Source organism: Achromobacter insuavis, assembly GCF_902859645.1.
Lineage (GTDB): Bacteria > Pseudomonadota > Gammaproteobacteria > Burkholderiales > Burkholderiaceae_B > Achromobacter > Achromobacter insuavis.
Genome location: NZ_CADIJR010000024.1, coordinates 37,907 through 57,136, shown reverse-complemented (window position 1 = coordinate 57,136; position 19,230 = coordinate 37,907). Strand labels below are relative to the sequence as shown.

The following is a 19,230-nucleotide window of genomic DNA, read 5'->3' as shown; positions in this document are numbered from 1 at the left end:
AACCGCTGCTGACCGTGAATGCTTCTTCCAGGCGCCGCCCGCGCGCCACGCACCGCTTTACCCTTTCCTCCCTGATGCTGTCGCTGGCCATGGCGGCCGGCGCCTGCGGCGCGGCCCAGGCCCAGCCGCAGACGCCCGCGGTCGCCGTCGACATCGCCCCGATGCCGCTGGGCGACGCCCTGTTGCAATGGGCCGCGCAGACTCGTCAGCGCGTGTTCTACGCGCCCGAGCTGGTGGCCGGTCTGCGCTCGCCGGGCCTGCGCATGAGCGGCAGTCCGGAGCAATCGCTGGCCCGCCTGTTGCAGGGGACCGGCGTGGCTTATCGCTGGCAGGGCGACAGCATCGTGCTGACGCGCGAGGGCGAGGAGGTGGCCAGCCTGTCGCCCGTGAAGGTGCTGGGCGCCGGCGATCCCGCGGTGACCGAGGGATCGGGCTCCTACACCACGCCGGCCACCTCGGCGGCCACCGGGCTGGCGCTGTCGCTGCGCGAAACGCCGCAGTCCGTCACGGTGGTGACGCGCCAGCGCATCGAGGACCAGAACCTGCGTTCGCTCGACGAGGTGATGGGCAACGTGGTGGGCGTGCAGGTGGTGGCCGAGGACAGCGACCGCACCGACTTCTGGTCGCGCGGCTTCTACATCGACAGCCTGCAATACGATGGCGTTCCCACCACGATCGGCCTGTCGATGTATGGCGAGTCGGACAATGATTCCATCATCTACGACCGCATCGAGGTGGTGCGCGGCGCCACCGGCCTGATGACCGGCGCGGGCAATCCGTCGGCCTCGATCAACCTGGTGCGCAAGCATGCCAACAGCCGCGAATTCACCGGTTCCGTCAACGTCGGCGCCGGCTCGTGGAACCAGTTCCGCAGTTCGCTCGACCTGAGCACGCCGCTGAACCAGGCGGGCACGGTGCGCGCGCGCATGGTGGCGCTATACCAGAACAAGGATTCCTACATCGATCTGTATCACGCCGACAAGAAGGTGTTCTACGGCGTGATCGATGCCGACCTGACGCCGTCGACCACGCTCAGCGTCGGCATGGACTCGCAGGACAAGCGGCCGCGCGGCACCACCTGGGGCAGCCTGCCGGTGGTGTTCAGCGACGGCACGCCCACCGACTGGCGCCGCTCCAAGACCACCGCGGCGGACTGGACCTATTGGCACACCACGCAGCGCACCACGTTCGCCTCGCTCACGCACCGGTTCGACAACGATTGGGAGGCGAAGGCCGACTGGTCGTTGCGCAAGAGCAAGTACGACGCCAAGCTGCTGTACCTGTACGGCCAGCCCGACCGGGAAACCGGCGCCGGCCTGGGCGCGTTGCCCGGCTACTGGAATTCCTACGCGCAGCAGACCGCGCTGAACCTGCAGGTCAAGGGGCCGTTCCAATTGCTGGGGCGTCGCCATGAACTGGTGCTGGGCGCGATGCGCAGCCGTTACAGCGAGGATTTCTACAGCTACGGCCGCGCCGGCGCCATGCCGGACACGGGATCGTTCTACGATTGGGATGGCAAGTATCCGCAGCCCGACTGGACCACCTCGACGCTGCGCGACACCGTGACGCATCAGCGCGGCGCCTATGCCGCGGCGCGCTGGTCGCTGAACGACAGCCTGACCCTCATCACCGGCGGCCGCTACGCGACCTGGCAATCGCGCTCCCCGACGCGCGACCAGAAGGACTCGCGCCTGATTCCCTACGCCGGCCTGGTGTACGACATCAACAGCACCTACTCGGCCTACGTCAGCTACACCGACATCTTCCAGCCGCAGGACTATCGCGACCGCAACGGCAATTACCTGGATCCGGTCGAGGGGCAGAACTACGAAGTGGGCGTCAAGGGCGAGTACCTGGACGGCAGGCTCAACGCATCGCTGGCGCTGTTCAAGGTCAAGGAAAGCAAGACGGGCGTGCCGGACGCCGGCTACATCGTGCCGGGATCGACCGACAGCGCCTACAAGACCGCCGACGGCGTGACCACGCGCGGCATCGAGATGGAAGTGACCGGCCAGATGGCGCCGGGCTGGAACACCACGCTGGGCGGCACGTACTACACCAGCCGCGACGTGCATGGCGTATCGGTCAACACCGAACGCCCGCGCGCCACGGCGATGCTGTTCACGACCTATCGCCTGCCGGGCGCGTGGAGCAAGCTGACCCTGGGCGGCGGCGTCAATTGGCAGATCAGCACCTACACCAACGTGGAGCTGGACGAAGGCAGCGTCACCGCCAAGCAGAAGGCCTACGCGCTGTTCAACCTGATGGCGCGCTACGACTTCAATTCCCGCCTGTCGGCGCAATTGAACGTGAACAACCTGTTCGACAAGAAGTACTACCTGGGCGGCGTGGCCAACCAGGTCTACTACGGCGAGCCGCGCAGCGTGTTCCTGAACCTCAAGGCGACGTTCTAGCGTCCCGAGCCGCGGCCCGCGCCCGCGCGCGGGCCACGCCGGACGCGGCGCGTCCGCCGGCCTCAGGCCTGCTGGCGGGTCGCCGCCAGCACGATCTCGCGGATGCACACGCCAGGCGGTTGCGAGTAGGCGTAGTACACCGCGTTGGCCACGTCCTCGGCGGCCAGCACCTTGCCGCCCATGTCGGCCTTCCAGTCCTGGTAGCCGCTCTTGATGCCTTCGTCGGTGGTGTGGCTGAGCAGCTCGGTCTCGACCGCGCCGGGGGCGATGGTGACCACGCGCACATTGTGCGGCGACAGTTCCTCGCGCAGGTTTTCCGACAGGCCATGCACGGCGAACTTGGTGCCGACGTAGGCGACGTGGTTGGGGAAGGTCTTGCGGCCCGCCACCGAGCTGATGTTGATGATGGTGCCGTGGCCGCGCTCGACCATGCCGGCGGCGACGGCGTGCACGCCGTTGAGCAGGCCCTTGACGTTCACGTCCAGCATGCGGTCCCACTGCGCCGGATCCTGGCGCGTGATATCGCCCAGCAGCATGACGCCGGCGTTGTTGACGATGGCGTCGGCGGGGCCGTACTGGGCCTCGGCCTCGCGCAGGGCGGCGGCCAACGCGGCGCGGTCGGTCACGTCGACCTGGCGGGCCAGCGCATTGGGCAGGTTCAGGGCCTGCATCGGCGCCAGGCGGCGCGCCAGCAGCAGCAGCGGATGGCCGTGCGACGAGAACAGGCGGGCGGTGGCCAGGCCGATGCCGGAACTGGCGCCGGTGACGACGACGAGGGGGCGTTGGGGGGTAGTCATGGTGAAGACTCCAGGTATCGGTTATTCATATGCCGGAGGGGCTGAAAACGATTCTAGGCCCGGCTTTCACGCTTGAAAAATGGTTTATTCTTCTCGCATCAATCGGGAAAACTTATGGATAGCCGCCAGCTCAACGCCTTCATCGCGGTCTTCGAGGAACGCAACATCACCGCCGCCGCGCAGCGGCTGCACCTGAGCCAGCCGGCCCTGTCGGGCACCATCAAGAGCCTTGAGAGCCTGCTGGGCGCGCAGCTGTTCGAGCGCCAGGCGCGCGGCGTGTCGGTCACGGACGAGGCCCGTATCCTGTATCCGCAGGCGCGCCGCCTGGTGGCGCAGACCGAGTCGATGGCGCGCCAGTTCCGCCAGGATACCCGCCTGGCCGAGCTGCGTATCGGCGTCGAGGGCGAGATCGCGGGTGCGCACATGCGCGCGTTCGTGGCGCGGGCGCGGCAGGCGGTGCCCAATCTGTTGCTGCATTTGCTGGAAGGCTGCGTCGGCGACGCCCGCCTGGCGACCGAGGACGAGCGCTGCGAGGACGAACTGTTCGTGCCGCTGTGGGACGACCCCTATGCCATCGCGCTGCCGGTCGAAGCCGCCGAGACCGCCGCGCCGCACTGGATCGTCTGTCCCGATCATCCGAGCCATCAACGCCTGCTGCCGTACTACGGCGCGGCCGCCGGCGCGCCCGCCGCCCAGGCCGGTTCGTTGCGCCTGGCGCTGGAGCTGGCGGCGGCCGGCGTCGGCGCCTGCATCGCCCCGCGCTCGCTGATCGCGCAGCAGCCGGGCGTCGCGGCCCAGGACCTCGATGGCCTGGCGCTGTCGCGCCGCGTCGGCCTGTGCTATGCGGCGCAGGCGCTGGACAAGCCGGCGCTGGCCTTGCTGGCGGAACAGTTGCGCCAGTGACCGCAGGGGCGGGGGTGACCTGGCGGAAAAGGCCGGTCCATTTATAATTGAGAATAATTTCCATTATCTCAACTACCCCGGTGGACCGGCCGAGGCCGGATCGCGATGCCTCCCTCTTCCTGCGCGCCCCATGCCGAGGCGCAGTCCGTTTACCTGGCCCACCACCATTGGCTGCGCGCCGTGCTGCAGCGCAAGCTGGGCAACGCGTCGGACGCCGCCGACGTGGCGCACGACACCTTCGAACGGCTGATTCGTGCCCATCCCGCCGAACCCCTGAGCGAACCGCGCGCCTACCTGCGCACCATCGCCAATCGCCTGCTGATCGGCCGCGCGCGCCGCGCCGCGCTCGAGACCGCCTATGCCGAATCGCTGGCCTTGCAGCCGGCGCCGGTGGAACCTTCGGTCGAGGCCCGCGCCTTGATCCTGGAGGCGCTCGAACAGGTCTGCGAGCTGCTCGACACCTTGCCGATGACCAGCCGCCGCATCTTCCTGATGGCGCAGCTCGACGGCATGTCCAACGGCGAGATCGCCGAGCGCCTGGGCCTGACGCCCAACGCCGTGCAGAAATCGCTGGCCCGCGCCCTGGTGCGCTGCTACACGGCGGTGTACGGTTGAGCGGCCGCGCCGAGGGGGCCCGCTTGCTGAGGCCGCACGCGCCGGAGGCCGGCAAGATCGATCCCAAGGTGATCCGCCAGGCGGCCGATTGGTGGGCGCGCCTGCGCGACGGCGCGACGCCGGCGGACCGCGACCACTTCGAGCGCTGGCGCCAGGCGCTGCCCGCCCATGACCTAGCCTGGCAACGCCTGGTCGCGCTCACGCAAGGGGTATCGCAGGGCGTGCAGCAGGCGGGGGCGGGCGTGGCCTCGCGCGCGCTGCAGCAGGCGCCGCTGATCCGTTCGCGGCGCAACGCGATGCGCTGGATGGTGGCGGCGGCCGGCGTCGGGCTGGGCGCCTGGGGGGCGAGCGATCGCGAGGTCCTGCGCGGCTGGGTGGCCGACCTGCGCACCGGCACCGGCGAACGCCGCAGCGTCACGCTGGCGGACGGCACCCGCGTCGAACTCAATGCCGGCAGCGCGCTCGACCTGCGCTATACCGATACCCGGCGCGAACTGGTGCTGCTGGAAGGCGAGATCCTGGTGACCACCGCCAGCGATCCCCTGGGCCGGCCGTTCTCGCTGCGCACCGGCGCCGGCGTGCTGACGCCGGTGGGCACGCGCTTCCTGGTGCGCGACCTGGGCCATGGCCGCGCGCGGGTGGCGGTACTGGAAGGGGCGGTGGACGTGGATAGCGGGTCCGCGCATGGCGCGCCGCGCCGGGTGATGGCCGGCAGCCAGGCCGAATTCTCGCGCGCCGGCGCCTTCGACGCGGTCGCGCTGCGCCCCGAGGTGTCGGCCTGGCTCGATGGCATGCTGCTGGCAGACGCCCTGCCGCTGGCCGATTTCCTGGCTGAACTGGGACGCTATCGCCCCGGCGTGTTGCGCTGCTCCCCGGACGCGGCGTCGTTGCGCGTGGTGGGGGCGTTTCCCGTGGCGGATACCGACCAGGTCCTGGCAATGCTGCAAGAGGTACTGCCGGTGCGGGTGCGGCGCTATACGCGCTACTGGGTCAACGTCGGGCTGGCCTGACGCGGCCAATGTGTAACTGAAACGGCGGAATGGCGGATCTCGCGCTTCATGTAGGGAAAGCAGCCCCGACGACGGGCGGCGCCGATCCCTCATGACACAGGATTTCTCTCCATGCCTCGCCACCTTCCGCTCGCGGCTCCCGCCGTGAAAGCCTCCCGCCGCGTTCCGGCGACCGCGCGGCTGCGCGCCGCCTTGTCCCTGGCATTGCCGCTGGCGGCCGCCAGCGGGTCCGTCGCCGAGGTTCATGCGCAGGCCGCGCCGCGCACCGTCTCCTTCTCGGTGCCGGCCGGCGCGCTAGGCGGGGCGCTGGGCGCGTTCGGCATGCAGGCGGGCGTGATGGTGGCGTCCGATCCGGCGCTGACCCGTGATGTGCGCACCGAGGGCGTGACGGGGGCCTATCCGGTCGATGCCGCGCTCGAGCGGCTGCTGGCCGGCACCGGTCTGCAGGCCGTGGCGCGCGCCGAAGGCGGCTATCGCCTGCGCCGCGCGGTCGATCCGCAGGCGGCGCTGCTGGCGCCCGTGACGGTCACCGGCAGCTACCAGGCCACCACCGACGGCACCGGTTCCTACATCTCGTCCGCGGCCACCATCGGCAAGACCACCCAGGCGCTCAAGGACATTCCCCAATCCGTCACCATCCTGACGCGCCAGCGGATGGACGACCAGGACATGACCAGCCTGCCGGACGCGATCAACAACACCACCGGCATGGTGGGCGTGCAGGGCGTGGGTCCGGGCATTGCGATCAACGCGCGCGGCTTCCCGGTGGACATGCTGCAATACGACGGCGTGCCCCTGCTGCGCAACAACTACAGCCTGGGCAACTGGGAGCAGGATTCGCTGGTGTTCTATGACCGCGTCGAAATCCTGCGCGGCGCGGCCGGGCTGCTGCAAGGCGCCGGCAGCCCCGGCGGCGCCGTCAACCTGGTGCGCAAGCGCGCCGGCGCGGAGCCGTCCGTGGTGGTGACGGGCAAGGTCGGTTCCTGGGACCGCTATGGCCTGCAGCTGGATGCCGGCAGTCCCTTGAATGCCTCGGGTTCGCTGCGCGGCCGCGTGGTGCTGGACGACGAGCGCAGCCATTCCTACACGGACTACGTGTGGGACAAAACGCGCAATGTGTATGCCGCGCTGGACTACGACATCAGCCCGGATACCACGGCGGGTATCGCGGTCAGCAACCGATTCAGCCGCTCGCGCCCGATGCTGGTGGGTTATCCGCGCTTCGCCGACGGTGGCGATATCGACCTGCCGCGCTCGACCTTCACCGGCTCGACCTGGAACCGCGCCAAGAACGACCAGACCGTGTTCTACGGGGACCTGGAGCACCGCTTCAACGAGGCCTGGCGTTTCAAGCTGGGCGGCGTCGCCATGAACGAGAAGAACACCAGCGTGCACCAACGCGTGGCCGATTCGGTGCAGCGTGATGGCAGCGGCCTGTCCTACGGCAATTTCGGCGTGGATTTCAGCAGCCGGCAGCGCGGCCTGGACATGTCGGTCAGCGGCGATTTCACCGCGCTGGGGATGAAGCAGGAAGTGGTGCTGGGCGCCAACTATTCCAAGCTCACCACCCAAGACCGCTTCACGCGGGCATGGAGCGATAGCGACGGCAACATCTTCGATATCGACCACAACCGCCCCTGGCAGGACATCGACTCCATCGCCGCGGCAAGCGGTTATGACAGCCGCAGCAGCTACGACATCCGCCAGAAGGGCATCTACGGCACGTGGCGCGTCAAGCCCACCGAGTCGCTGGCGCTGATCGCCGGCGGCCGCGTTGGCTGGTACGACTTTGCCTACCGCTCCGCCGGCGAAACCTCGGCCACGACGGAGTCCGGCCGCGTGATTCCCTATGCGGGCATCGTCTACGCGTTGAACCGCAACTGGTCGGTCTACACCAGCTATTCGTCGGTGTTCGAACCGCAAACCGAGCGCACCGTCTCGGGCGGGCTGCTCAAGCCGGTGGAAGGCGCCAACTACGAAGCCGGGGTGAAGGGCGAGCTGGCGGACGGACGCGTCAACGTGGCGCTGGCCGTGTTCCGCTATGACCACAAGAACCGCGCGGTGACCGACTACGAAAGCGGCTTCGCGTGCGATGGCTGGTATTGCTCGCGCGCGGCCGGCGAAGTGCGCAGCCAGGGCTTCGAGGCGGAAGTGTCGGGCGAGGTGATCCAGGGCCTGCAATTGTTCGCCGGCTACACCTACAACACCACCAAGTACCTGGCCGATCCCGACAACGAGGGCAAGATCTTCAACACCTGGACCCCCAAGCACATGCTGCGCCTGTGGGCCAACTACAAGCTGCCGGGCGCATGGAACCGCCTGAGCGTGGGCGCGGGCGTCAACACGCAGACCCATACGCTGAGTTCCGATCGCAAGTTCGCGCTGGCCGGCTTTACCATCTGGAACGCGCGCCTGGGTTACCAGGCCACGCCGGAAGTGAGCGTCGGGCTGAACCTGAACAATGTCTTCGACAAGAAATACTATGTGCCGTCCTACAACACGCTCAGCAGCAACAACTACTACGGCGAGCCGCGCAATGTCATGCTGACCGTGCGCTACACCCCCAAGCTGTAGACAGGGCGGCGGGAATCGGGAATCCGGAATGGGATAAAATAGTAACAATTCCCATTTAGATTCCACCGCGAGCCGCGCCGTGTCCTCGACCGATTCCCTGCCCACCGACACCGTTACGCGGATCTACCAAGAGCATCACGGCTGGCTGTCCGTCTGGCTGCGCAAGAAGCTCGGCAACTCGTTCGATGCCGCCGACCTGGCGCATGACACCTTCGTGCGCCTGATGGCGGCGCGGGTGCGCGCCGGCGGCGGCGACGAGCCGCGCGCGCTGCTCACCCATATCGCCAAGGGCCTGGTGGTGGACCACTGGCGCCGCCGCGCGCTGGAAGACGCCTACCAATGCGCGGCCGCGCAGCTGCCGCCGCGGGACGTGCCGTCGCCGGAAGTGCGGGCGCTGATCCTGGAAACGCTGTACGCCATCGACGCCACGCTGCGCACGCTGCCCGCCAAGACCCGCGCCATCTTCCTGGCCTCGCAGTTCGACGGCGTGGCGTATGCCGATATCGCCCGCGCGCAGCGCGTGTCGCTGGCCACGGTCAAGCGCCACATGCAAAAAGCGCTGACGGCCTGCCTCATCGCCTACCAGGGGGGCGCCGCGTGAGCGCCACCCCGGAGACGGCGGTCCTGGAAGAGGCCGCCGGCTGGCTGGTGCGCTTCCAGTCGGAGACCCTGTCGGCCGCGGACCGCGCCGCCTTCGAGCGCTGGCGTGGCCGCAGCGCGGCGCATGCCGCCGCCTGGGCCCGGTTGGAGGACATGCTGCGCAGCTTCGGACAGGTGCCGCCCGAACTGGGCGCGCGCACGTTGCGGCGCCTGGAGCGGCCCGGACGGCGCCAGGCGCTGCGCACCGTGGCGGGCCTGGCGCTGCTGGGACCGGCCGCCTGGCTGGCCTGGCGCGAATTGCCGTGGCACGAATGGAGCGCCGACGCGCGCACCGCCACCGGCGAGCAGCGCCGCATGCAACTGGCCGACGGCACCCGCCTGCTGCTCAACACCGCCAGCGCCGTGGACATCCAGTACACCGCCGAACAGCGCGTCATCTGGCTGCGCGCGGGCGAGATCCTGCTGACCACCGGCAAGGACCCGGCGCCGGTCCATCGGCCGTTCATCGTGCGCACCGCGCAGGGCTCGGTGCAGGCGCTGGGCACGCGCTTCATGGTGCGGGACGAGCGCGACGGCATCCGCGTCGCGGTGTTCGAGGGCGCGGTGGCGATCCGGCCGGCCGCCAGCGACGCGCAGCGCGTGTTGCGGGCGGGGCAGCAAACCGTGTTCGACGCGCAGCGGATCGAGCCCGAGTCGGCCGTCGATACCGCCCTGGTGTCCTGGGAGGACGGCATGCTGGCCGCGCGCAACTGGCGCCTGGCCGACCTGGTGGCGGAACTGGCGCGCTACCGCCGCGGTTTCCTGCGTTGCGATCCGGCGGTGGCCGAGCTGCGCGTGTCGGGCGCCTTTCCCTTGAACGACATCGACGCCGGCCTGCGCCTGCTGGAGAAGACGCTGCCGGTGCGGATCCAGCGCATGACGCCGTACTGGGTCACCGTCGCGGCGCGCTGAGGGCGCGGCCGTTACAAATTAATCGCCGAGTCCCTGACACTTTTTCGGCCTTCGTTCGGTGTACCGGGTGAATCGTCGCGGCGCGACCGCGATGCCCCGCCCACGAAGGATCCCTCATGGCAAGCCGTTACTCCCGTTCCCTGTCTGTCCGCCGCGCGCGGACCTCATCGTCGTCCACGCGGGCCGCGGTGCGCGCCCTTGGCCTGGGCGTGGCGCTGGCGCTGGCGTCGGCGGCCTCGCAGCCGGCGCGCGCCGCCGATGCCGTCAGCGCGGCGAGCGGCAAGCCCTATGCGATTCCCGCCGGCCCGCTGGGCGACACGCTGGCCCGCTTCGCCGCCGCCGCCGGCGTGCCGCTGTCCTTCGATCCGGCCCTGCTGGCGGGTCAGCATAGTGACGGCCTGAACGGCGTCTACACGGTGCGCGAGGGCTTCGCGCGGCTGCTGTCGGGCTCCGGCTACGCGCTGGCGGAGCAGGGCGGCGGCGCCTATTCGCTGCGCAAGCTGCCGCCGCAGGGCGAGACCACGCTGCTGCCGAACGTCGTGGTGACGGGCGCGGACGCGCATCCCTCGGCGTTGCCGGCCAGCTACACGGGCGGCCAGGTGGCGCGTGGCGGCCGCCTGGGCCTGCTGGGCAACCGCGATGTGATGGATACGCCGTTCAGCGTCGCCAACTACACCTCGGACCTGCTGGCCAACCGCCAGGCGGTGACGCTGGCCGACGCGCTGAACGTCGATTCCTCGGTGCGCTTCACCGGCCAGATCGGCGGCGTGACGGACTCGTTCTACATCCGCGGCTTTCCGATAGGCGAAGGCAACCTGGGCGAGATCGCCTTCGACGGCGTCTATGGCGTGGCGCCGAATTACCACGTGTTCACCGACTACATCGAGCGGGTCGAGGTGCTGAAGGGGCCGGCCGCGCTGCTGTACGGCATGTCGCCCAACAGCGGGGTGGGCGGCGTCATCAACATGGTGCCCAAGCGCTCGCTGCCGCAGGACCTGACGCGGGTGTCGGCCGATTACGCGGGGGCGTCGCAGTTCGGCGGCCGCGTCGACCTGAGCCGGCGCTTCGGTGACGATGGCGCCTGGGGCGTGCGGGTCAACGGCCTGCACCGCCAGGGCGACACGCCGCTGGACAACCTGCATTCGCGCACCGATCTGGGCGCGCTGTCGCTGGACTACCAGGGCGAGAAGCTGCGCGCCTCGCTGGACCTGCTGATCCAGAACGAGAAGGTCGACGCGCCCACGCGTCCGTTCCTGGTGGCCACGGGCCTGCGCGTGCCCGACGCGCCGGACGGCCGCCGCAACGCGACGCAGCCGTGGGGCTGGTGGAAGTCCGAAGGCGAATCCGCGCTGCTGCGCGTCGAGTACGACATCAGCGACCGCCTGACGGTGTTCGCCGACGCGGGCGGCTCGACCACCACCATCAACCGCCTGTCCGACCAGACGCCGACTATCGTCAACGCCGCCGGCGATACGCTGGTGACCCCCAACCATTTCAAGTTCCAGGTCGATCGCAGCACCTACAACGCCGGCCTGCGCGCCAAGCTGGACACCGGTCCGGTGCGCCATGCCATCACCTTCATGGGCACGCTGTACAGCGACCGCAATGCCCAGGCCAGCGTGAACGGCACGCCGCTGTCGTCCAACATCTATCACCCGGTGACGCGGCCCCGGCAGGACATCGCGGCGCCCGCCAGCGTGCCCAAGGTGTCGTCCTCGGACCTGAGCGGCTTCGCGCTGGCCGACACGCTGAGCGTGCTGGACGAGCGGGTCCAGTTGACGCTGGGCGCGCGCCAGCAGCGGGTCGAGTCGCGCAACTTCAATGGCGTCACGGGCGCGCGCACCCTCAGCTACGACGAAAGCGCGATTACGCCTCTGGCCGGCCTGGTGCTCAAGCCGTGGCGGAACGTCTCGTTCTATGGCAACTACATCGAGGGCCTGAGCAAGGGCGACGTGGCGCCGGCCACCGCCACCAACGCCGGCCAGGTGTTCAAGCCGTACAAGTCCAAGCAGAAGGAAGTCGGCGTGAAGGTCGATTTCGACAGCGCCATGCTGACCCTGAGCGCCTTCGAGATCACCAAGCCCAGCGGCCAGCTGACGGGGGGCGTGTATGCGGCGGACAGCGAGCAACGCAACCGCGGCCTGGAACTGAACCTGTCGGGCGAGCCGCTGCGCGGCCTGCGCCTGCTGGGCGGCGTGACCTTCCTGGACGCCGAGCTGACGCGCACCAGCAACCCCGCCACGCGCGGCAACCAGCCCGTGGGCGTGCCGCGCTTCACCGCCAACCTGGGCGCGGAATGGGATACCCCCTGGGTCGCCGGGCTGACCCTGACCGGCGGCGTGATCCACACCGGCAAGGAATACGTCAATCAGGCCAACACGCAGTCGGTGCCCTCGTGGACCACGTTCGACCTGGGCGCGCGCTATGTCACGCGCGTCGATGGCAAGGAAGTGACCCTGCGCGCCAATGTCGTCAACGTGTTCAACCGCGCCTATTGGTCGGGCGTGGCGTCCTACGGCACCATCTCGCAAGGCGTGCCGCGCACGCTGATGCTGTCGGCGTCGATGGACTTCTGAGGGGTTCGCGGCGGGCCGCCAGGCGGCCCGCGCGGAGCGGCTTGATCCGCCGGCGGCCTAGGTTGTCAGGATGCCGCGGATGCGCGCCAGGTTGTCGAGCGTGCTGCGCAGGTGGCGGGCCAGCGCCTGCGAGGCCTCTTCGTTGCGCTCGCGCTCCAGCAGGTCGAGGATTTCCAGGTGCTGCTCGCAATGCTGGCGGTAGCGGCTGCGGTCCTGCATCGAGCGGTACGACAGCAGCCGCCGCACGCGGTTGACGCGCTTGATGGTGTCGATGAAGAACGGGTTGCCCGAGGCCTCCACCAGCGACTCGTGGAAGCGCACGCCGCGCTCGTGCAACTGGTCGGCGCTGTCGCTGTCGATGCCGCCGTCGAGCAGGTGGCGCTCGGCGGCGCGGCAACGCGCCAGCACGGCCTTGTCGATGCGGTAGGTGGGCTCGAGCAGCGCGGCCGGTTCCAGCGCCAGCCGCAGGCGGTACGACTGCAGCAGGCTGTCGGGCGTGGTCATCATCGATGAGAATTCCCAGCCGTAGCCGGGGCGTCGCTGGGCCCAGCCTTCCTGCGCCACGCGCGCCAGCAGCGCCTGGGTCTGCGCCTGCGTCAGGGCGTAGCGGGCGCGCAGCAGCGCCTCGCTGCACTGCATCGGCAGCGCGCCGCGCAGCAGTTCATCGGCCAGCCGGAAATAGCTTTGCGTGACGACGTCGTCGGCGGCGGGCGGGGCCAGGTCCGCGCAGGTGCGCGCCAGGACCTCGTGGTCCAGCTGCAGGAAGTAGCCGCGGTTGGGCTTGCGCACCACGATGCCGTGCCGCTCCAGCAGGCCAAGCGCGTCGTTGACCGGCGAACGCGACAGGCGCAGGCGGTCGGCCAGTTTCTGGGCGCTCAGGTGCGCGCCTTCGGTCAGGCGGTCCTGCCGGATCAGCTCCAGGATCTTGCTGGCGGTATGGGTCTGCGCGCTCATGGGGGATGGAAAGTGGGCCTCAGCCCCGCGGGGCCGTGTCGGACGGCGCCGAGGTCGCGGCGCCAAGCGTATCCGCGAGGATAGCCGGAATCACGCCGCCCATCCGCAGCAGATGCAGCTCCAGTTGCGTTTCCACGGCGGCCGTGGCCTGCAAGGCCTGCTCGCGGCCGTCGGCGCGCAGCAGCCGCACCGCGACCGGCTGGCGCGGCGCCAGGCGCTGCGGCGGACAATCGATCTCGAAGCGGTCGCCCGGCTGGATCGCCAGGCTGTGCGGCGTGACGCCCGCCGGCAGGCGCAGCGGCAGGATGCCCATGCCGATCAGGTTCGAGCGGTGGATGCGCTCGAAGCTGACCGCCAGCACCGCGCGGATGCCCAGCAGGCACTGGCCCTTGGCGGCCCAGTCGCGCGACGAGCCGGTGCCGAAGCGCTCGCCCGCCAGCAGCACCACCGCGTCGCCGTCGCGGCGATAGTGTTCCGCCGCTTCCCAGATCGGCTCGATGGCGCCGCTGGGCGCGTGCAGCGTATGGCCGACCGGGGCGTCCGGGCACAGCAGGTTGGCCAGGCTCTTGCTGTAGAAGGCGGCGCGCATCATCACCTGCCAGTTGCCGCGGCGCGAGGCGAACACGTTCAGGTCGTCGCGGTCGTCGCCCTGCGCCACCAGGAAATCGGCGATCAGGCTATCGGGCGGTATGGCGCTGGCCGGCGACAGATGATCGGTGGTGACGTCGTCGCCCAGCACCAGCAGCGGATAGGCGGCGTAGCGGCCCAGCTGGCTGGCGGGGCCGGCGCTGGCGAACGGCGGCCGCCGCAACGCCGTCGAGGCCGGGTTCCAGGGAAAGCGCGGCGTGTCCGGCGACGCCAGCGCCTGCCACTCGGGGTTGGCGGCGGCGATGCGGAAGGCGCGCTGGAAATCGTCGGCGCGCAGGCCCTGTGCCAGGGCCGCGTCGATCTCGTCCGCGCGCGGCCACAGCTCATGCAGATGCACCGCGCGGCCGTCCGGCGCGATCTGCACGGGCTCGCGGCTGAAGTCGCGCTCGGCGTCGCCGGCCAGCGCGAAGGCGATGACCAGCGGCGGCGACATCAGGAAGCCCAGGTCGAGATCGGGATGGATGCGGCCGCTGAAGTTTCGGTTGCCCGACAGCACCGCCACCGGGCGGACCGCGCCCGCCGCCATGCCGGCGCGCACGGCGTCCGGCAGCGGTCCGGAATTGCCGATACAGGTGGTGCAGCCGTAGCCGACGATGCCGAACCCGACCGCCTGCAGGTCGTCTAGCAGGCCGGCGCGTTGCAGATAGTCGGCGGCGGCGGGCGAGCCGGGGCCGAGCGAGGTCTTGACCCAGGCTGGCACGGTCAACCCTGCCTGGCGCGCCTTGCGCGCCAGCAGCCCGGCCGCGACCAGCAGGCGCGGATCCGAGGTGTTGGTGCAGCTGGTGATGGCGGCGATGGCGATGGCATGGCGCGGCAGGGGCGAGTCGGCCTTGGGCGTGAACGCCAGGCTGGCGAGGAGTTCGCGGGTCTGGCCATAGGGGCGCAGGTCCTGCGGCCGCGTCGGGCCGGCCACGTGCATGTGCACCTGGTCCAGCGCGATCTCGATGACCCGGGTGTAGCGCGGCGTGGCCGCCGGATCCAGCGCCAGGCCGGCGCTGGCGGCGTAGGCGCCGACCCGCGCGACGTGGGCCGCGTCGCGGCCGGTCTGGCGCAGGTAGTCGAGGGTGGCCTCGTCGATCGGGAAGTAGCCGGTGGTGGCGCCGTACTCGGGCGCCATGTTGGCGACCACGCAGCGGCTGCCGGCCGACAGGGTGGCGACGCCAGGGCCGAAGAACTCGACGAACTCGCCCGACACCTGGATCGCGCGCAGCCGCTGGGTCACGGTCAGCGCCAGGTCGGTGGCGGTGACGCCGGCCGAGAGCGCGCCGCTCAGGCGCACCCCGATCACGTCCGGGATACGCAGCATGGTCGGCATGCCGAACATCACCGTCTGCGCTTCCAGGCCGCCCACGCCCCAGCCGAGCACGCCGATGCCGTTGATCATCGGCGTGTGGCTGTCGGTGCCGATCATCATGTCCGGATGCAGCGCGCCGTGGTCGTCGCACACCACGGTCGCCAGCTGCTCCAGGTTGATGGTGTGCATGATGCCGGTGCCGGGCGGATGGATGCGCACGTTCGACAGCGCCTTGGCGGCCCAGCGCAGGAAGCGGTAACGCTCGGCGTTGCGGCGCAGTTCCAGGGCCAGGTTGCGCGCCGCCGCGTCGGGCTGCGCATAGGCCTGCACCGCCAGCGAGTGATCCACCGAGACGTCCACCGGCAGCACCGGATTAAGCGCGCGCGGATCCACCCCGGCCTCGTCCAGCGCGTCGCGCATGGCGGCGATGTCGACCAGCGCCGGGGTGCTGGTGGTGTCGTGCATCAGCACCCGGCCGGGCTGGAAGGCGATCTCGGCTTCGCTGGTGCCGTCGGCCAGCCAGCCGAACAGCGCGGCCACGGCGGCGTCGCGTTCGGCGCCGCGCATGTTGCGCAGCGCGTTCTCGAGCAGCAGCCGCAGCACTACCGGCAGGCGGTGGTAGTCGGGGCCGTACATGCCGGCCATGTCGATGTGGGTGTAGGCGGCGCCGTCGAGCGTGAAGCCGGCGTGGCGCAGGGCGGGGGCGGTTTTTTCCATGGCCGCTAGTTTTGCATATTGAATATGCAAAATGCAATCTGGAAAAAACAGGTCGATCCGCCAGGCGATGCGTTATCCGGGGACGGACCGGGGATCGTCCAGGGGCAGTTCCAGGCCACGCCGTTCGCCGTCGCGCACCCGGCTGACGGCGTGGCGCAGGGTGGCGCGGTAGTCATCGCGCGCGCCGTGGATGGGGCGGTGGGCGCAGGCGATCAGGGCGGCGTCGCCCAGGCCCAGCGGCAGTACCAGGGGGCGGGACTGCTGGCGCGGGCGTTGCTCGGTCATGACGAATTCGCCGCCGCTGAAGTCGTGGGCGGGATCGGACAGCAGCGCCACCAGCAGGATGGGGAACGCCGTGTCGTCGTGCGCGTGTCGCAGCGCTTCAAAGCCGTCCTGGCGCAGGCGGGTGAGGGCGGCCGGGTCGATGTCCGGCGCGGCCCGCCCGGCATCCGGGTCCGGCGGATCGCGGATATCGCGGCCCAGCCGCTGCGCCCAGGACTGCGCCAGCGGCAGCAGCCGCGCATGCAGGGCGCGCGGCAGGTCGCGCAGCAGCGGCGGCGCGGGCAGGCGCAGCGCGCGGCGTTCATCGCGTTCGCTGGCGATGCGCACGGCGGCCGGGTCGTCGAAAGCCCGTGCCAGTTCGCGCGCCTGCGGCGGGTCGAACAGCGCGGGCAGCGGCGCCCAGCCTTCGGCGTCCAGCTGGCCGAGGATCCGGGTCCAGTCGTAGCGGTCCAGCGGATGGCCGGCGGCGTTCATGGCGTTGTCGCCGGCGCGGCGGGCAGGCGCCACAGGTACCACGCGGCGATCGTGCGGTACGGGCTGAAGGCTGCGCCGATGGCCCGCATCTGGGCCGGCGACGGCGCCTTGTCCAGGCGCTTCAGGCGGCGGTAGCCCTCGCGCACGCCATAGTCGTCCACCGGCAGGATGTCCATGCGTTCGAGCGTGTAGATCAGCAGCATTTCCACGGTCCAGCGACCCACGCCGCGCAGCGCCACCAGGCGTTCGATCAGGGCCTCGTCGCTCATCGCCAGCGCTTCCTCGCGTTCGGGGATCACGCCGTCCAGCGCCGCCTGCGCGATGCCGCGGATGGTGGCCAGCTTGGACGCCGAAAAGCCGCAGGCGCGCTGGAGCTCGGGATCGGTATCCAGCAGCGTGCGCGGCCGCGGAAAGGACTGGCCGGGATACAGCGCCAGCAGGCGGCCGAGGATGGCGTCGCCGGCGCGCGCATGCAGCTGCTGGTAGGCGATGGCGCGCACCAGCGCTTCGTAGGGCTCGCGCGCCGGGCGCGAGGCGTGCAGGCAGGGGCCGATGGCCTGGACGTGGCGGGCCCAGTCGGCGTCCAGCGCGGCCAGGTGGCGGGCGGCGCGCTCGAACAGGGCCGGCGTCGGCGGGGTTGCCGGCGCAGCGGCCTTGCGGGGCCGGCGCCGGGCGGCGGTCGGGGCGGTATCGGGTGGCGTCATGGAGGGCGGGAAGCGGTGGACAGGGCGGGGCGCCGGCGAAGGACAGCATAACGGCTCGCGCGGCCGCGGGCACTCCGTTGCTTGCGGCCGCGGCGCGCGCCCGTGACCGGGGCGGGGATGGGCCGTGCAGTATGCTTGTGGGCTTCATGGACCCCTTTCCCGCTGCCTGCAATGACTGATTTTCCCTTTGACGCCGTGCTGTTCGACTGTGACGGCGTCCTGGTCGATTCCGAGCCGATCACCGCCCGCGTCCTGACCGAGATGCTCAACGAACTGGGCTGGGCGATCACCTTCGAAGAAGCCACCCGCATCTTCACCGGCAAGGCGGTGCGCGACGAACTGCCGCTGATCCAGGCGCGCACCGGCGTGGCGCTGTCGCCCGACTGGTTCGCGCAATTCCGCGAGCGCCGCAATGCCGCGCTCGACCTGGAACTGCTGGAAATCCCCGGCGCGCCCGACGCGGTGCGCGCCCTGCACCGGACGCTGGACGGCCGCATCGCGGTGGCCTCGGGCGCCGACCGCCGCAAGGTCGAGCTGCAGCTGGCCAAGGTCGGCATCGCCGACTGCTTCAGCGAACGCGTCTTCAGCGGCCACGAAATGCCGCGCAGCAAGCCCTATCCCGATGTTTATCTGGCCGCCGCCAGCGCGCTGGGCGTGGACCCGCGCCGCTGCGCCGTGGTCGAGGACACCGTCACCGGCGCCACCGCCGGCGTGGCGGCGGGCGCCACGGTGTTCGGCTACAGCCCCAGCGACAACGGCCACAGCGGTCCCGAGGCGCTGCGCGACGTCGGCGTGGCCCACGTCTTCACCGACATGGCGCAGTTGCCGGCGCTGCTGGCCGGCTGGGCCGCGGCGCGCTGACGCCGACGGGTCAGCGGCCGGCGTACTGCTCGCCGCCGTCCAGGTCGATCACCGTGCCGCTCAGGTAGCCGGCGCGCGGCGAGGCGCCGAACACCACCATGTCGGCCACCTCGCCGGCTTCCATCAGGCGGCCGAAGGGCAGGTCGTGCAGGGTTTCCTGCCAGCGCGATTCATCGCCCCAGCGGGCCTGCGCGCGCTGCTTGGCCAATGTCAGCACGCGGTCGGTGCGGGTGCGCGACGGATTCACGCCGAACACGCGCACGCCATGGCGCGGCCCGTCGCCGCCCAGGGCGCGCGTGAACGCGATCAGGGAGGCGTTGGCGGCCGCGCCGCAGATGTAGTCGGCGCGCGGCGCCGCGCCGGCCATGCCGATGATGTTGGCGATGACGCCGTTGCCGGCGGTCCGCATCAACGGGTAATAGTGGCGCGCCAGGTCGATGTAGCCATGCACCTTCAGGTCCCAGCCGGCGCGCCAGCGTTCGTCCTGCACCTGGTCCAGCGCGCCGCCCGGCACCGCGCCGGCGTTGTTGACGAGGATGTCGATGGCGCCGGTGTGTTCGACCACGCGCGCCGCCGCGCCCGGCTGCGCCAGGTCGACCGCCAGCGTGCGGGCCTGCCGGCCGGTCTGCGCGGCGATCGCGGCGGCGGCGGCCTGCAGCGCCGCGTCGTCGCGCGCCGCCAGGATCGGCTCGGCGCCTTCCCGCGCGAACGCCATGGCACAGGCCAGGCCGATTCCCTTGGACGCGCCCGTGATCAGTACGCGTTTGCCCTCCAGCTGCAGATCCATCCCAAGCTCCTCGCGATCGCGTCCGTCGTAGCGCGGACCAGGATGACGTTGTAAACCAGATGGCCGGCG

Annotated in this window: 15 protein-coding genes; 9 read left to right on the top strand and 6 right to left on the bottom strand. The window is 70.5% G+C overall.

Features of this window, described 5'->3' with window-relative positions:
* Nucleotides 1-5 precede the first annotated feature (5 nt).
* Entirely contained in the window at nt 6-2,414 is a 2,409-nt protein-coding gene (gene fhuE, locus H0523_RS14535; protein WP_082404293.1) for a ferric-rhodotorulic acid/ferric-coprogen receptor FhuE, read from the top strand.
* A 62-nt stretch (nt 2,415-2,476) separates the two neighbouring features.
* On the opposite strand, the gene H0523_RS14530 is transcribed toward fhuE, so the two are convergent.
* A complete protein-coding gene (locus tag H0523_RS14530; protein WP_054428684.1) occupies nt 2,477-3,211 on the bottom strand; it encodes an SDR family oxidoreductase in 735 nt (244 codons plus the stop codon).
* A 114-nt stretch (nt 3,212-3,325) separates the two neighbouring features.
* On the opposite strand from H0523_RS14530, the gene H0523_RS14525 reads away from it, so the two are divergent.
* The 7 genes from H0523_RS14525 to H0523_RS14495 all read left to right on the top strand — a co-directional run bounded on the left by H0523_RS14525 (nt 3,326) and on the right by H0523_RS14495 (nt 12,440).
* A complete protein-coding gene (locus H0523_RS14525) occupies nt 3,326-4,114 on the top strand; it encodes a LysR family transcriptional regulator (RefSeq protein ID WP_054428683.1) in 789 nt (262 codons plus the stop codon).
* Between the two features lie 105 nt (nt 4,115-4,219).
* Nucleotides 4,220-4,729, top strand: coding sequence for a sigma-70 family RNA polymerase sigma factor (locus H0523_RS14520; protein WP_054428682.1), 510 nt, complete (start codon nt 4,220-4,222; stop codon nt 4,727-4,729).
* A 23-nt stretch (nt 4,730-4,752) separates the two neighbouring features.
* Entirely contained in the window at nt 4,753-5,739 is a 987-nt protein-coding gene (locus tag H0523_RS14515) for a FecR domain-containing protein (protein ID WP_231689733.1), read from the top strand.
* Nucleotides 5,740-5,850: 111 nt separating this feature from the next.
* On the top strand, nt 5,851-8,313 hold the full coding sequence (locus H0523_RS14510) for a TonB-dependent siderophore receptor (protein ID WP_369817047.1): 2,463 nt from the start codon (nt 5,851-5,853) through the stop codon (nt 8,311-8,313).
* Nucleotides 8,314-8,392: 79 nt separating this feature from the next.
* A complete protein-coding gene (locus tag H0523_RS14505; RefSeq protein ID WP_054428680.1) occupies nt 8,393-8,914 on the top strand; it encodes a sigma-70 family RNA polymerase sigma factor in 522 nt (173 codons plus the stop codon).
* Entirely contained in the window at nt 8,911-9,864 is a 954-nt protein-coding gene (locus H0523_RS14500; protein WP_054428679.1) for a FecR domain-containing protein, read from the top strand. Before H0523_RS14505 ends, H0523_RS14500 begins: the two co-directional genes overlap by 4 nt.
* Before the next feature lie 116 nt (nt 9,865-9,980).
* The gene (locus H0523_RS14495) at nt 9,981-12,440 is read left to right on the top strand and encodes a TonB-dependent receptor (RefSeq protein ID WP_054460420.1); all 2,460 of its coding nucleotides are present in this window, start codon (nt 9,981-9,983) and stop codon (nt 12,438-12,440) included.
* 57 nt (nt 12,441-12,497) lie between these two features.
* Here the strand turns inward: H0523_RS14495 and H0523_RS14490 are convergent, their stop codons facing one another.
* From H0523_RS14490 to H0523_RS14475, 4 genes are all read right to left on the bottom strand, one after another.
* On the bottom strand, nt 12,498-13,394 hold the full coding sequence (locus tag H0523_RS14490) for a GntR family transcriptional regulator (protein WP_054428678.1): 897 nt from the start codon (nt 13,392-13,394) through the stop codon (nt 12,498-12,500).
* A gap of 19 nt (nt 13,395-13,413) precedes the next feature.
* Nucleotides 13,414-16,053, bottom strand: a complete 2,640-nt coding sequence (acnA, locus tag H0523_RS14485; protein ID WP_054428677.1) for an aconitate hydratase AcnA — start codon at nt 16,051-16,053, stop codon at nt 13,414-13,416.
* Between the two features lie 72 nt (nt 16,054-16,125).
* Complete coding sequence (locus tag H0523_RS14480) at nt 16,126-16,809, bottom strand: 2OG-Fe(II) oxygenase (RefSeq protein WP_082404341.1); 684 nt, start codon at nt 16,807-16,809, stop codon at nt 16,126-16,128.
* Nucleotides 16,806-17,513, bottom strand: coding sequence for a DNA-3-methyladenine glycosylase family protein (locus H0523_RS14475; RefSeq protein WP_231689735.1), 708 nt, complete (start codon nt 17,511-17,513; stop codon nt 16,806-16,808). Before H0523_RS14475 ends, H0523_RS14480 begins: the two co-directional genes overlap by 4 nt.
* 171 nt (nt 17,514-17,684) lie before the next feature.
* Here H0523_RS14475 and H0523_RS14470 point away from each other — a divergent pair, with 171 nt between their 5' ends.
* The gene (locus tag H0523_RS14470; RefSeq protein WP_054428675.1) at nt 17,685-18,374 is read left to right on the top strand and encodes an HAD family hydrolase; all 690 of its coding nucleotides are present in this window, start codon (nt 17,685-17,687) and stop codon (nt 18,372-18,374) included.
* Between the two features lie 10 nt (nt 18,375-18,384).
* Here the strand turns inward: H0523_RS14470 and H0523_RS14465 are convergent, their stop codons facing one another.
* Nucleotides 18,385-19,161: a short-chain dehydrogenase/reductase gene (locus H0523_RS14465; RefSeq protein WP_054428674.1), complete on the bottom strand. Its 777-nt coding sequence runs from the start codon at nt 19,159-19,161 to the stop codon at nt 18,385-18,387.
* Between the last annotated feature and the right edge of the window lie 69 nt (nt 19,162-19,230).